This is a genomic window from Algisphaera agarilytica, from assembly GCF_014207595.1.
GTDB lineage: Bacteria > Planctomycetota > Phycisphaerae > Phycisphaerales > Phycisphaeraceae > Algisphaera > Algisphaera agarilytica.
This window is the reverse complement of sequence record NZ_JACHGY010000001.1, coordinates 100,633-115,426: the sequence shown is the minus strand read 5'-3', so window position 1 is coordinate 115,426 and position 14,794 is coordinate 100,633. Positions and strand designations below refer to the sequence as shown.

The window sequence follows — 14,794 nt, the reverse complement described above, 5'->3', positions numbered from 1 at the left end:
GCCGATGACTAAATGACTGAGGCGCTCTCCATGATGCGATACCTATCCTTGCTTCACCGAGGATCAAACGATAAGTATTTCTCACTCTTGAATACCGCAACGCGATCTGTCGCTCGTCTCGCGGTGAATCTGTTGATTGCGAGTCTTTGCGGGGCGGATGTTTACGGGACGTTTGTCATCTTGGTGTCTATCGAGGTGATCTGGACCACTCTCTTGGGGGCGGGTCTGGTCACCCCGCTTCTGCATATGGCTCCGGGCTTGCATCAAGCTCAACGCGATGGGTTGTCTCGTTATGTAGCAACCCAGGTACTGCGGGTATCCCTGTTCGTTGGGATACCCGCCTTCATCCTGTGGGCTCTCGTCGGATTCTCGGGGTTGAGTGGACTTGTCGCATTGGGATTCGCAGTTGCAACACTGCTGCAGGGGCTGCTGGCCGCGCTCCGCAGTTGGCGAAACCTATCGTTTGAGACCTGGCATGTGTTTTGGTCTGATCTATTCAGCGTTGGAATCCCGATCTTGGGGGCATTGGCTGGGTGGTTTTGGCTGGGGGCAGACTCGGTACTGTGGTGTTTTTGGTGGGCGATGGTTCTCGCTAATTTGCTGGCCGGCTTAGCAATTATCTGCTTCGACAGGCGCCGATTCTTCAGCGGTCAGTATCCAGATGAGAGGTTGCGGCTACTGCTCAAGACTAAGGGGCGGCCGATCCTATACGGCTCTTTGGCTTACTCCGCGGGATCGAGGCTGCAGCCGATCATCCTCGCGCTTGTAGCGACTTCGGTTGAGGTGGCGCGATTCGGTGGGGCGGCAGCACTTGTTGGTCCGCTGCGCATGTTAGGGATGGCGATCTCCGGAGTCGTTCGACCTAGATTTGGCTTGTACTATCATCAAGCCGACATCGCTAAGGTTCGTAGATTGATGTTATTAGTCTGTGCATCGGTCATTGGTCTCGGCTTAACCATGGCGATGCTCTTTGTGGTCGTAGGAGACTGGTTGGGGACCGAATTGCTTGGGGGGTGGTACGTTCACGCGTCTAAACCGCTGGTCTTATACACCTGCTATGCTACTATTGCCGGTGTAACCTCATTCTTGGTAACTGCGCTACAGGTCCAGTCTAATGTGGGGTCTAAATTTGTTGCGAAGGCCAGGCTTCTCCATTCCGTCATGTCGCTGCTGCTGATGTGGCCGGCCTGCTCCTACTGGGGGACGGAAGGGGCTATAACGGTGATGGCTGGCCTTGAGCTCGTGCTCATGTTTGCCGTTTACCTGCGATGGTGGGGTGCAGACCGTGAACGAGTCAAGCAACCGCAGGTATGAGTTCTTCATATTCGGTGATGCGAGTAACTTTATTAACCGCTTCACGAAAACCGTGCGCCAATCGGTCAGGCGTGAATTGATTTGCGGTTCGACGAGCCTGTTCGCCTACGCGGCCCAATTGTGGATGGGTAAGGGCAGCGTGCAGTCGACTCGCTGCGTCGGATACGGTGGGATCGTAAGTAAAGCCGTTGCATCCATCATGAATCATATCGGTGCTACACCCCGCGTGTACTGAGCAGAGCGTTGGTGTGCCGCAGAGCATGGCCTCATTAACGACCAAGCCCCACACATCGCCTAAGGTAGGGAAGATGTGCAGGTCGCTTGCCTGGTACCAATCGGCCATAAGTGTTGCGTCCGCTTGGCCGGCGTGGTAAACGCTGTCATCCTCCGAGTCCTGGACTAGCTTGGCCAACGGGCCTTCCCCCACAAAGACAAGTCGCCATTGATCTCTTATCGATTGGGGCAAGGCAGACCACTGCTCCAGTAAGGCCGCGGTTCCTTTAAGTGGAACCAGCCGACCAATGACCGTCGCGATCTTGCGACCTTTGCCGAACTCCCAGCGAAGCTTTTGTGCTGCGTTCTTAGAAGCAGCGTCGGCGTAACGCCTGATGAGTGTTTCGTTGTCCGCGGTGTTCGGTGCATCAATAATATTTTCATCAGACGCTCCCCAGCCACGCAGTACATCTCGTGCTTGACCGCCCATCCCGATCAGGCAAGAGGCTTGGCTGATCAGGCGTCGGCGGACGATCTGTTTTAAACCGCTGCCTTGGGTAGCACTGACCAGAGATTGATAGGACCAGATCACTAGTGGGATGCCGTAGGCTTTGCAGTAGGCGGCGGCAAGCATGGTCCGCGGACCTAATTCATGGCTAATCACAACTTGCGGGCGAAAGCGTCGGAGATCGCCCCACAGTCCAACGGGAAAGTGAAGTGTGATCGTCTGGTCGAAGGGTACAGGGACATCGCTGTGTACGGTTCTCCGTAACGACCAAGTCTTCGACTTTCGGACAGGGCAGGCGTTGTGGCTTACTGCCCACGACCGGTCAAACTCCGACATGGCGTTAACCATGACCCGAAAATCCCAGTCGGGTGTTTGTGCGAGTCGTTGGAAAACGGGGAGGCGATAGGGGCTGACGATATTGGTTAAGAAGGCTACGCGCATAACGTCCTTTCGGTGGTTTTGGTGTGATATTCAACATATGATTTCCCGCGATTGGGGAAAGCCCAGGCGTAAACTCCGCCTGACAACACGCCCAGGCACAGCAGGGCTTCAGTTAATTTCTCTGTGCGTAGAGCGGGCAATTTGATCGCCGCAACGGTGAGTAGGCCAATGGCGCGTGCCGTGCGTCGTGCAGCCACCAGCATCGGATGGGTGCCGCCAATCTCTTCGGATATACGGTGGTAAACCACTCCGCCGCGAAAACGGCGTCGCAGCAACCAACCCAAGCTCAACCGTTCGGGATCAACAATCTCGGTTACTACCGCTCGTGGTGCCGAGTGATACCTTGCCCCACTCACCCCCATGTGAGCAAACAGTGCGGTATCTGAGCCACCCGATCGCCCGTAGCTGGCATCAAAACGAAATCCATAGCGGTAGAACCATTCGCCACGAACCAGGGTGTTGCTTGTTCGGGTCTGAGTCCAATCCAGACGTTTCGCGGTGTCAGCCATAGGCTTGTTAAACCACCGCGTTTGCTTACCCCGCACTTGCTGGTCACCGACCAGGACCGCGTCGACAGATCCAAATACCGCGTCAGCTCTAGACTGCTGGATGGCCTCAACTAGCGTACGAAGCCAGCCTGGGCGTGCGATCTCGTCATCGTCTATGAACGCAACGTAATCAGCCGGCCCCATATCCAGTGCCCGATTGCGTGCCATCGCGATATTTTGAATCGGTTCAATCGCATAACGGACGGGGAAGGGCATCATCGACGCGTACTTGGTAACGATGGAGTATGCGCTAGCTTCTCGATCATTATCAACCACGCGTAGCTCAATATCGATCCCATTAAGACGCGTGGTTAACAGGCTCCTAAGTGTGTCCGCGAGCAAGGAGCGGCGTTGATAGGTCGCGATACAGATCGCCAAGCGATACTTCACGGCCGACCTCCTTCAGCAGCGTTTGTTTTGAGCTGATAGTTTCTACCCAGAACGACGCTGGCAAATACCTGTGCTCCAGCGCACAAGACATACGTGGGATTCGTTGTGGCGTACCGTTTCCATAGACGCCGCGGCTCCATTGCTAAGCGAAAGGCCCATTCCAGCCCTAATTTCTGCAGAACGGGTGGTGATTGCCGAAGAGATCCTGCGTGGAAGTCGAAGGCCGCACCAACACCTAACATTGTGGCTTGTAGCTTTGAGCTATGCTCGGACATCCACCGTTCTTGCTTGGGGCACCCGAGCCCCACGAAGATGATCTGCGCTTGCTTTCTCTTCAGGCGTTCGACTAATTCGTCGTCCTCGGCTTGAGTCAGAGGGCGAAACGGTGGACTGTATGCCTCCACAAGTTGTAACGAGGGGTATTCGTCCTGGACGTTGTTCGCGAGTTTTGCCAGGGTCTGCTCACTACCACCTACGAATGCCACACGCCATTGTTTATCTTGAGCTTCCATTAAGACCTTACTCATCAGAGTGGGGCCGTAGACCCGTGTTGCCGAGCGATAGCCCAACAAGCGCTGAATCCATACAACCGGCATCCCGTCAGCGGTGCAGATCGAGGCACCCTTGAGTACAGCACGGTGGGTTCGATTCCATAGTGCAACAATGATGCTGTGCACCGGGACGACGCATACGTAGTTTGCTTGGCTTGAAGTAACCGCAGAACGAATATGCGAGATAACGCCTTGATAGTTGAGGTTGGAAATAGGGGTCGTGACAATTCGCGTAGCATCGGCCACAGGCTTGTCGCAGTGATTGCTTTGGCAGATCGCCGGTGCGTGCGAGGTAAAGCTTCGCAGCACATAAAGGACTGTCAATGCGATTAGGACTATGTCGTAACGGACCGATTTATGCTGTAAGTAGTGCAGCTCGGCTTCAAATCGGGTGCCCCAATCCACTAACAACTGTTCATCAAGGTCGTTATCGGTAACGCACACTTGTCCGAGGTTCGTGAGGCCTGGGCGAATACTGTAGCGAACCTCAAACCCCGGTATATTCTGCTCGAGGTAATCACTTAGCGCGATAGGGAGTGGTCGTGGTCCGACTAGCGCCATGTCACCACGGGCGATATTCCACAGTTGAGGAATCTCATCCAGCTTGAGAATTCGTAGGACTTTTCCAACACGTGTCACATAAGGGCCATTCTGAGTTGTCCCCAATCGAGTTGCCGACTCAGCTGCCACCGCCATCGTGCGGACCTTAACAATCCGGAAGGGCTTGCCGTGAAACCCACGGCGCTCTTGCTTGAATAGAAATGCACCTTTTGATTCCAGCCGTACGATCACATATAGACAAGCTAGTAGTGGAATAAGCAGAAGTAGAGCGAGAGCCGCTAAAACTTGCTGGAGGAACTGCCAAATGCTGCGGTCGGTTGTCGTCTCCATCAGTTCCCTCCTTTATGGGTGACGGTAGCATTCAGTCTTTGGTTCCAGCCGGTGACCAGGCCGGTCATTGCCTTGAAGGTTGAAGTGAACCCTCGATCTACAACCTGAGAAGCCCGTAGTTCACGCTGATATAGGTACGCGCGAATTTTGCTCTCCAGAACCGAAAGCTCGCCTGGTTTTCCTTTTTCAAATGCTCCGTCGCAGCCTGCATTGAGCAGCTGCTTAAACGCGGCAGTATCCAAGCGTGCCGAGAATACCGAGATGAACGCGTTTTTAGCTTCGCCTCGAATCTTTTGGACCAGATCAACCGCTCGCTCATCTCCCTCGAAGTCGTTATCGAGGAAATAGAGACTAAAACCGTGTACAGCCTTAGGCTCGGTACTCGTAACAACACGAAGATACGGAAAGCGGTCTTCGAGGAACCACTTCATAAATGCACACGCGATCGGGTCGTCGTCAACGATCAATGCTGAGTAGATGAGATGCACGAATTGCTCCTTTTGCTAGTCGCTGTTGGCTTACGTATTGGTAAAGGCAATGCCTGTGCCAATACGATTTCGCACTAAACGCCCACCCTTTCGCGAGATTTGATTGATATTGGTGGTCAAGATGAGAGAGTGACCGCTGAACGACTATCAGAATGAGTCAGATTGAAAGCACTTCACTGCTCTCAACGACTGGCACAGGGCTTGCCTTTCAAGTGGTGTCCTTGCCCCAATATGGAAGCCGCAATGAAAATCAGTATCATCCTCTCAACCGTTACGACCGCTATGATCGCCATAGGCTGCTCGACCCCGCAAACACCAAGTTCGCAAGAGGGTAATGGACGACAAGTACCGGCCTGGGCTGTGGCGATCAGTGAGCCGGTCGAGCTAATCCCAGCTAGTGAAGACTTGAGTTCACACGAGGTGACCTCCCCCTCCTCTTTCAGCTCTGGTTCAAACGTCACGCCCCGTGGTCTCCCTCGTGACCTTACCGGTCCTGTTAGTCGTCCAGCATCCAACCTCCGTGATACGGCGAGTCTTTCCCGATCTCAACAATCTGCACGGAACGCGGATCATCGAGTCATCGTGAATATTCATCGTGATGAAAGCAACGCTGCATCCGAGCCAACGCTGGCCCCGGAAGCATTTGTTGCACCGCTCGAGCGTTTGTATCGCGGTGAGTACGAAAGAAATGCCTCGCGTAACCTGGTTCAATTTGGATATGACTATTTCCAGAATCAACACACGCCAGCGGCTTCGGGCCCGGTTCCGGCAGATTATCGTCTCGGTGCAGGAGATGAGATATTGATCGCGGTTACCGGGAGCTTCGAGGCGTACTACCGCCTCGAGGTCAGTAGAGAAGGTACCGTGGTGATCCCTGATGTCGGTGCTATCCCGGTTGCGGACCTGCGGTACGACCAGCTGGCAGACACGATTGACCTAGCGCTTAAGCAAGTGCGTAAGGGATACCAACTCAGCGTCAGCCTTGGACGTATCCGTAGTATCCGGGTCCACGTGGTTGGTGAAGTAGCCCGTCCCGGCATGATTGAGATCAGTGCACGTGCCAACATCCTGGATGTCCTCGCTTCTGTAGGTGGGCCGAAAAAAACGGGCAGCCTACGTAACATCTCATGGAAGCGAGACGGCCGCGCTGAGACAAGCATTGACCTGTACGATTTTCTTGTCGGTGTTGAGGAGCCCCCGCGGAACGTCGTTCTGGCGGGAGATGTCATACATGTTCCGCCGATTGGGAAAACGATCGGAGTCGCAGGTTATGTCCAACGGCCGGGGATTTATGAAATGTCAGAAGTCGTTAACCTGGATGAGGCGTTGCGTCTCGCCGGTGGTACGACCCCTTTCACGTTTACGCCGTATCTACAGATTGAGCGTACCTCTGAGGGGCGTGGCCGTGAAACGGTCGATGTGCTTCTTGACGACGCTTCACGCCAAAGGCTGATCCACGACGGTGAAATCCTGATAATCGGCGCGGTAGACGATCGCCTGCAACCGATTGTGCAGGTTTCGGGGGAAGTCGTACGACCCGGTGAATTCCAATATCGCTCGGGGCTACGCGTTAGTGAGCTCATCACGCTCGCCGACGGCCTCACCATTGATGCTTTCTTGCCTCAAGCCTTTATTTCACGGCAGGTTGGTACTCCTGGATCGATCGAGCTTGTCGCTGGCCGGAAGAGTTTGGCTTCGAGTAGGCGAGTGATTGTAGTGGACCTAGAAAAAGCTCTTGCTCAGGACGCTGCACACGATCTGGAATTGTTACCTCTGGACCATCTGTCTATTCGCCCCCGTTCCAGCGCTACGGTGAGTCCGATTGTGGAGATCATGGGAGCGGTACAAAAGCCGGGAGCATACGAATTGACGGTGGGGCTTCGCGTTTCTGAGTTGATCGCACTGGCCGACAATGTCACCCCGGATGTCTACTACGACGAGGCGGAGCTGATTCGCCGTGTTAATGACGATTCGGATAACCACTTGGATGTAAAGCGCTACCGGTTTAATCTAAGAGATGCGTTAGATCTCGGTGGAAAGCACGACCCGCTATTGAAGAACGGCGATCGCTTGGTTATCCGCAAGATGCGTAAGGCCGAGATCAAAGCGCGTATTGAAGGACAGGTTCGATTTCCTGGTGAGTATGTATTCCCGGCTGACGCAAAAATTACGGACCTGATCGCAGCCGCAGGAGGGTTAGCGGATAACGCGGACCTACGTGCCGCCGTCTTTAGCCGCGAGAGTGTGAAGCAGCTTCAGAATTCGCGTTTCAACCATCTGAGTGAACGCACTCAACGACTCTTTGAAGACTCACTTCGTAGTATGGTTCAATCGGGGCGTCCACAAGAGGGGCTGGCAGCAAAGCTTGCACTTCAGGACACCGAACAATTGGTAGATCGCATGCGCAGGCAGGACAGCAACGGTCGGATCGTAATCCCGTTCAATACCCCCGACTTCCCGTCCAGCCCCTACAACTTAGCTCTCGAACCCGGGGATCGGCTGGTGGTACCTCGTCGCCAGGAAACTGTGGCAGTCATCGGCTGTGTATTCACACCCAACAGCTTTGTTGCTGAAGACGGGCTCACAGTAATGCAGGCGTTAGACCGTGTAGGCGGTACGACCGATTTGGCAGATCAAGACCAAGTCTATGTGATCAGGGCCGACGGCAACGTGGAAAGCTTAGCACAAAAAGGACAAAATCAGCTTAGGTTATCTGCTCGTCTGCATCCCGGCGACGTCGTTCTGGTCCCGCGTGAAGCACCAAGTCGTACATTTGGAGCCGAACTTGCCGATACACTAATGATAGCTCGTCGTGCGGCTGAGCTAGGCCTAATTGCCACGCAAATCGGTGAGCCGGTGAATGATTTTAACTTTAGCAGTATTTCCGATAGTGGACATCGAAATACGGGTATCAATGCCTACCAGGAAGCGATCTTAGAAAAGACACGGAGATAGACCGAATGAAAGGAATCATCTTTACCGAGTTTCTTGATCACGTAACCAGCCAGCTTGGTGTCGAGATATGTGAGGATATGATCGCGGCGAATAACCTAACCGACGGCGGGGCATATACCGCTGTTGGGACGTACGATCACAAAGAGCTGCTGATGATGGTCAGCTACCTTCACAAGCGGACAGGCATCGATATCGATCAGCTGATCGAAGGATTTGGAGTGTCTTTGTTTGCTTCTTTGGCGCAAAAATACCCATCTTTCTTTGACGGAATCGAGGATTCATTCACGTTTATAAAACAAATCGAGGACGTGATACACGTGGAAGTGCGCAAGCTCTATCCTGATGCCGAGTTGCCATCATTTTCATATTCGCAGCCGAAGCCTACAATACTCATTCTGGACTATAGGTCCTCGCGTTGCTTTGCCGGCCTGGCAGTAGGGCTTATGAAAGGTTGCTTTAATCACTTCAATGAAAACGTCAGCATAGATGGCGAAGATTTGGCAGATCCGAAAGGATCTTATGTCCGCTTTACCTTACGGAGCGTGATGTGACCGAGTCAGCTTGGGAACGGCGCGCAATCCGTGAACGCAAGGCTCGCGAGGTTGCGGAACAACTACTTGAGGCGAAAAGCCTCGAGCTATACAACGCAAATCAAATAGCCAATGCACTAAACGCAACGCTAGAAGATCGAGTGAAGTCACGTGTTGCGGAGCTGGCTGATGCAAACGCTAGGCTGCGCGATGAAATGCAGCAGCGCCAAGACGCGCAAGACAAGCTGCGCATTACACAGTTTGCGGTCGACCGGTGTGCCGATGCAGTGTACTGGGTGGATTCCGACGCTAATTTTATCTATGCAAACGATGCGGCTTGTAGGGCCGCAGGTTACACGCGTGCAGAAATAGCAGAGCTGCGTGTATTTGATCTTGATGCCGAAATGATGTCTTCTGACTGGGCAGGTCACTGGAACGAGTTGTGTGAAAAGAAGTCGCTCACCATCGAATCAGTACACGTCAGTAGATCGGGTGAGCATTTTCCCGTCGAGGTGTCGGCTAACTACATCAAGGTGGATGGGATTGAATATAACTGTGTTTTTGCGAGGGACATTAGCGAGCGTGTCGCTCAGAGATCACGTCGAGATCGTGTTTCAGCGCTTAATCGAGTTGTTCAGGATTTAACACACTATCTCGTTAAATCTCAGGATTTAACTCAAGCAATTAACTATATCCTTAGCGAAATGGGGAAACACCTCGACGTTTCTCGCGCGTACTTTATGCGTTTTCGCGATGGCGAACAATTGGTTTACAATACTCACGAGTGGACTTCAGATGGTTTCCCCAGCCAGTCTTCCCGTTTTCAAGATGTTCCTATCAGTGAGTTCGGATGGTGGATTGATGAACTGAGTACCGGCAAGCCGATCGTGATTCAAGACCTGGACGAAACCGTTTTGCCCGACCGGATTTGTGCAGCCCTGCGCCGCTATCAGACAAGAGCAGTACTTGCCGTGCCGATTATTCTCAATGGCAAGCTGACCGGGCTATTGGGTTTTGATGAAACTACGTACCCTCGTGAGTGGATGGATGAAGAGGTCTCGCTGTTACTAACCGTAGTTGAGAGTTTGTCTCGTACAATTGAGCGTCACATAGCTGAGCGTGCCCAAGAGCAACATCGCATCGAACTTAGTGAGTCGCTTCAGCGAGAAACAATTGCGAATAAAGCCAAAAGTAGTTTTTTGGCAAATATGAGCCACGAGATTCGTACTCCCATGACGGCTATTTTAGGTTATGCCGATATGCTCACTCGGCCAAATATTTCGGGCGAGGAGCAGCAAGAATGGGCCACTCAAACCCGTCGCAGTGCAGAGCACTTGCTGGGGTTGTTAAACGATATTCTTGATTTATCGAAGATTGAAGCAGGTGAGCTAACGATTTCCCATGAGTCGTTTTCATTGAATGATGTTGTCGATGATGTAACGTCATTGCTTCGCCCTCTGGCCATGGAGAAGATGCTGGATCTAAGGGTTGTGAAGTCGTTCTCTACAGATCGCAAGCTTCATAGTGATCCGACGCGTTTGCGACAGGTACTCATCAACTTGGTGCACAACGCTCTCAAATTTACTGATCACGGGTCGGTTACAATATGTGTGGAGGAAGTTGTGGTGGGCGACTCCCAAAGTAATGGGTCCCGGATGTGCTTCTCCGTTTTAGATACAGGCGTGGGTATACCGGCAGAGAAACTAGATGAGATTTTTCGGCCTTTTAATCAGATTAAGCAATCTCAGCCCAGCTCTGGCGGGGGAGTTGGGTTAGGCTTGACGATATGTCGCCATTTGGTGGGTATGCTTGGCGGAAAGCTCTCCGCGCGAAATGGTGAGCAGGGAGGTAGTGAATTTGCATTTGATATTCTTTGCAAAGGGCCCTCATATTTAGATGCCGAAGATGACTGTTCGGTGACTATTGGCGAAACAAGCGACTACGCAAGCCTTGATCAAGCTCATGTCCTTGTTGTTGATGATAACCCTGACAATCAGCGGATCATTCGTTTCCTTCTAGATGAAATGAATATTGCTGTTACCCCAGCGATGAACGGCCAAGAAGCGGTTGATATCATCCTTAATCCGTCTCTTAATCAGGCATTTGATGCAGTCCTGATGGATATCCAGATGCCCGTCCTTGATGGGTATTCCGCTACGCGGCTCATGCGCGAAAATGGAGTTCAGGTTCCAATCATTGCGTTAACCGCTCATGCTATGGCTGAAGATAAAGCGCGTTGTCTAATCGTTGGCTGCAATGATTATGTGAGCAAGCCTATTGTACCGGACAACCTCTACCGTTCGCTCGCGAAGCTCATAAGCAAGGATGACTTGCAGCCTGATCAAGACGTAGTTGGCTTGGATGGGGGGGGGTATGAGCCACTCGTTAGTACCATGGCTGACAATGCGAAGTTTAGGCCACTTTTAGAGGCATATCTCGAATCACTCCAGGCATCTCTAACGAGTATGAGTGAGTTTGTTGCTAACGGTGATTGGGGTAGTGTTCAAGCTCTTGCTCATCGCCTAAGGGGTACCGGGACAAGTCATGGCTTCCCGGAAATTACAGAGGCCGCCGGTCTTTGTGAAGACTTAATACGAAGTAATTCTAATATCGAGAATATTCGGCGAAGCGTCGAAGAGCTGTCGCGACTTCTGCGAAATGCTGTGTGATTTCGACCACGTCTTATGAGTTTGCTTTATAGCAGTGCATGTCTTCTGTGGCAGCGTACTTCTACGCGTACAGGTAAGTCAAAAATAGTAAAACTGTAATGAATTGTATATTTTAAAAAACTTATTATCGCTGGACATTATTTGCCAAGCGATTGAGTCACTTTGAAACAAACAAATATAGTTATTTCAGATTGATTCTCATTATGAGAATAAGTATCTCTTCATACGAAAAAACAACAAATCTGTGATATGGCACGGTTCTTGCCATTATCACATTATGTATTTATTTCTATCTTTGTGGGAGATTGTAAGTGGTTATTAAAGAATCATTGCCTGTCGTATTACTTTTACCCTGTTTGTCGATTATCTCTTGCTATGCGCATGGGTCTATAGACGAAATTCCTATTGGTATAAGTCAGGAGGAGGTGTCGCCTGAACTTGTATCAACTGTACGACGCGAACTCCCGGAGCGTGCGGCAGTCAATGCCAATTTTCTTGATCCGAGTTACTCGCCCAATCTCTTTTTGTCCCAAGATGCGCAAATTAGTGTTACGTTTCTTGATGAAGGTGCGGGTTTCCGTAATTCGCTAGGTTACTTCTCATATCCTACCGGTGCGTTTGATTTTTTGACCTATGGCGATATTGATCTGGATCGTCGTGGAGGGATTTCTCTCGACGAGTTATCACAAGTAGGTGGCGTTGATTACGGTCTTGTCTTCCCCAACTCATCGCGATTAAACGGAGGGGGGCAGTTGGTTGCTGGAGACAGTGTTGCGATAGCAGATAATCGCGTATTTGATGCGGGTACGGAAGTTGGTTTCTTCCTGTTGCAAAATGCCTGGGCTGGTGGAGTGGTTAAAGGGTATTCGGATGACGCAGGTGACGCCCTAACGTTCTACTCCCTTGACATGCTAAATCCAGAAAATCGGCCTGAAGCTACCATCAATACCCCAAGTAATGAGGCGTACTCGCGGCACGTTGCCATGTTGTTTGCCGGGCAGGAGCGTGAGTCGATCATTATGGGGTTTGAAGATCTCAAACGCACGGGTACCAACTATAGCCCCCAACGTGCTCCTAGTGATGAAGACTTCAATGACGCAGTGTTCCTTGTGTCTTCAAACCCAATCGAGGCGCTTTTTAATACGCAGATTCCGACTGCGATCCAATCATTATCTGATCGGCCTACGAATTTATTTCAAGTGGATGTTTGTGAGCATTCACGAAACGCCATCAGTGAGTATTTGCCTGAGCGAACGAATGTTCAAGCGGAATTCTTGAATCCGGAATACGATCCTAATCTTGTGGTGGGGGCGAGAACCCAGATTGCAGTGACTTTCAACGATGAAGGCGCTTCATATCAAAATAGCCTGGGTTATTTCACTTATCAAGAAAGTACTTTTGAGTCACTAACTCATGGTGACATCAACCTTGATTTAACTCAAGGGGTTTCAATTTCTGAGCTCAGTGCAATCGATGGCGTCGAGACCGGGATGGTTTTTGCGAAAGCTGCCGCCCAAGGAAAAGGCGGGCGGTTGCTTCATGGTGATACGGTTCTGCTGGGCGATGGTACTGAATTTGATCCGGGCACTCGGATTGGCTTTTTTCTGGTCCAGTCTGGGTGGACCGGTGACCACGTAGCCGGTTTCGGTGGTGACCAAGAAGACCCCTTAGTGTTCTACACTCTGGATATGCTGAATCCTGAGAATGAAGCGAATGCAGGTTTAGATACCGACAGCATGCTTGCGGATTCACGACATGTGGCAATGCTGTTTGCAAATGAGTCGCGTGAGAGCATTGTGATGGGTATTGAGGACCTGCATCGAACGACAGCTGAATTGAACGGCTATGGATATGCCAGCGACGATGATTTTAATGACCAGATCTTTTGTGTATGGGCTATCCAATCGCAGGCCTTAAGTGATACCCACATCTTCACCGCACCCGGAGTGATTCCGGAGCCGGGGACTGCGGGATTGGCGATTCTTGGCCTTTTGGCGGGTATAGGTGGACGTCACCGGTCCTTGTGAAATAACTGAGTGGAGTATCGATATGGATAATAGAGTTGACCTTTTCTGTATTTTGTTCTCATTTGTGTTTCTTCTTTTGACCGTTACGAGTGGGTCAACAGTTGCAGGCATTGTTCGCCACGACACATCTGATCAGTATTATCGTGAGCTCGCGGAGCAATACCCTTCGGTCGGACGCATCTGGTCGGGCGCTGAAGATGGGGGCTCAGGGCAATACAGTTCAGGCACCCTGATTGGCAGCCGATGGGTACTGACCGCCGCTCATACAATTGTTGGCTCGCGGAACCACTTTCTGATCGATGGTGTGATCTACGACGCCGACCGCGTAGTGATCCATCCAGACTGGAGCGGAAGTGTGTTCCGTGGCAATGACCTGGCGCTGGTGCATCTCGACCGTCCTGTGGTTGGTGTGAATCCTGCGGTCATTGATGTTTCGGCTCAAGTCTTGGGTGAAGTCACGACTTTTGTTGGTTTCGGCCGCACAGGTCATGGCTTGTCGGGACCGACTAGCAATTTTGGCCAGAAGATTGCGGGGCATAACACCCTCGATGAAGTAGGTTCGGATTTCTGGTTCTTGCTAGACGACAGTCTCTTGATGGCTGATTTTGATTACCCATATCCGCTTGAACTGGCCTTGCCTGCAAACTCCGCGTTCGGCGATACCGCTATTCCAACGATCTTGGCTGGCGATCGGAGAATCAACCGCATGGGCGCGGCTGATCCGTTGGCGCTAGAGATGCTTCCTACGATCGGTGATAGCGGAGGCGGTGTTTTTGCCGAAATTAACGGTGACTCGGTATTGATCGGAACGATTAGTATGAACCTCGCATGGGATGGAAGTAACAACTCAAGCTACACAGATATGGTTGGCGTCGTGCGACTGTCACATGCTGGGGATTGGATTACCAGTTACATTCCGGAGCCAGGTGCTTTCTCTGTACTCTTTCTATCAGGTGCTATAGCCCTGGCCCGTCGACCCCGATCAGGTATATAGTGGATGCGACCGCCGTTTTGGAACTCCAGCCAGGGGAACAATTGAAGCACTTTCCTGGAACCTTCGATGCGACCTCTTAGGTCGATCGAGAGACATACCACTGCCTCGTCACCTGTAGTGCATCTGCAAGCCACCTGTGGTCGCCGGGCGTCAAGGGTGGTACACTCGGCACTTCAACCAAGTTTTGGTTAGAACCATGGTTGGAAACCCTCCGAGCGGCCATGCGCCTAACGGATTTCGGCTTCGCAAGCCCCTTGCCAACAACGGCTTGTGAT

The 14,794-nt window shown here is 51.8% G+C and carries 10 protein-coding genes; 6 read left to right on the top strand and 4 right to left on the bottom strand.

The annotated features are described in order from the left end of the window. Positions 1-12: 12 nt before the first annotated feature. Positions 13-1,314 carry a lipopolysaccharide biosynthesis protein gene (locus HNQ40_RS00470; protein WP_184675284.1) on the top strand — a complete coding sequence of 434 codons (1,302 nt, stop codon included), beginning with the start codon at positions 13-15 and terminating at the stop codon, positions 1,312-1,314. Here HNQ40_RS00470 and HNQ40_RS00465 read toward each other — a convergent pair. The 4 genes from HNQ40_RS00465 to HNQ40_RS00450 are packed head-to-tail and all read right to left on the bottom strand — an operon-like array spanning position 1,295 to position 5,344. Next, on the bottom strand, positions 1,295-2,476 hold the full coding sequence (locus HNQ40_RS00465) for a glycosyltransferase family 4 protein (protein WP_390674559.1): 1,182 nt from the start codon (positions 2,474-2,476) through the stop codon (positions 1,295-1,297). The genes HNQ40_RS00470 and HNQ40_RS00465 overlap by 20 nt on opposite strands. Next, positions 2,467-3,414 carry a glycosyltransferase family 2 protein gene (locus HNQ40_RS00460; RefSeq protein WP_184675280.1) on the bottom strand — a complete coding sequence of 316 codons (948 nt, stop codon included), beginning with the start codon at positions 3,412-3,414 and terminating at the stop codon, positions 2,467-2,469. Before HNQ40_RS00460 ends, HNQ40_RS00465 begins: the two co-directional genes overlap by 10 nt. Continuing rightward, on the bottom strand, positions 3,411-4,856 hold the full coding sequence (locus tag HNQ40_RS00455) for a WecB/TagA/CpsF family glycosyltransferase (RefSeq protein WP_184675278.1): 1,446 nt from the start codon (positions 4,854-4,856) through the stop codon (positions 3,411-3,413). The genes HNQ40_RS00460 and HNQ40_RS00455 overlap by 4 nt, the downstream gene beginning before the upstream one ends. Next, entirely contained in the window at positions 4,856-5,344 is a 489-nt protein-coding gene (locus tag HNQ40_RS00450) for a hypothetical protein (protein WP_184675277.1), read from the bottom strand. The genes HNQ40_RS00455 and HNQ40_RS00450 overlap by 1 nt, the downstream gene beginning before the upstream one ends. A gap of 582 nt (positions 5,345-5,926) precedes the next feature. Here HNQ40_RS00450 and HNQ40_RS00445 point away from each other — a divergent pair. The 5 genes from HNQ40_RS00445 to HNQ40_RS00425 all read left to right on the top strand — a co-directional run bounded on the left by HNQ40_RS00445 (position 5,927) and on the right by HNQ40_RS00425 (position 14,519). Continuing rightward, the gene (locus HNQ40_RS00445) at positions 5,927-8,299 is read left to right on the top strand and encodes an SLBB domain-containing protein (RefSeq protein ID WP_221435309.1); all 2,373 of its coding nucleotides are present in this window, start codon (positions 5,927-5,929) and stop codon (positions 8,297-8,299) included. Between the two features lie 5 nt (positions 8,300-8,304). Continuing rightward, on the top strand, positions 8,305-8,850 hold the full coding sequence (locus HNQ40_RS00440; protein WP_184675275.1) for a heme NO-binding domain-containing protein: 546 nt from the start codon (positions 8,305-8,307) through the stop codon (positions 8,848-8,850). Further along, positions 8,847-11,498, top strand: a complete 2,652-nt coding sequence (locus HNQ40_RS00435) for a GAF domain-containing hybrid sensor histidine kinase/response regulator (RefSeq protein WP_184675274.1) — start codon at positions 8,847-8,849, stop codon at positions 11,496-11,498. The genes HNQ40_RS00440 and HNQ40_RS00435 overlap by 4 nt, the downstream gene beginning before the upstream one ends. Positions 11,499-11,809: 311 nt before the next feature. Further along, positions 11,810-13,525: a DUF4114 domain-containing protein gene (locus HNQ40_RS00430; RefSeq protein WP_184675273.1), complete on the top strand. Its 1,716-nt coding sequence runs from the start codon at positions 11,810-11,812 to the stop codon at positions 13,523-13,525. Between the two features lie 22 nt (positions 13,526-13,547). Continuing rightward, the gene (locus tag HNQ40_RS00425) at positions 13,548-14,519 is read left to right on the top strand and encodes a S1 family peptidase (RefSeq protein ID WP_184675271.1); all 972 of its coding nucleotides are present in this window, start codon (positions 13,548-13,550) and stop codon (positions 14,517-14,519) included. Positions 14,520-14,794: the final 275 nt, after the last annotated feature.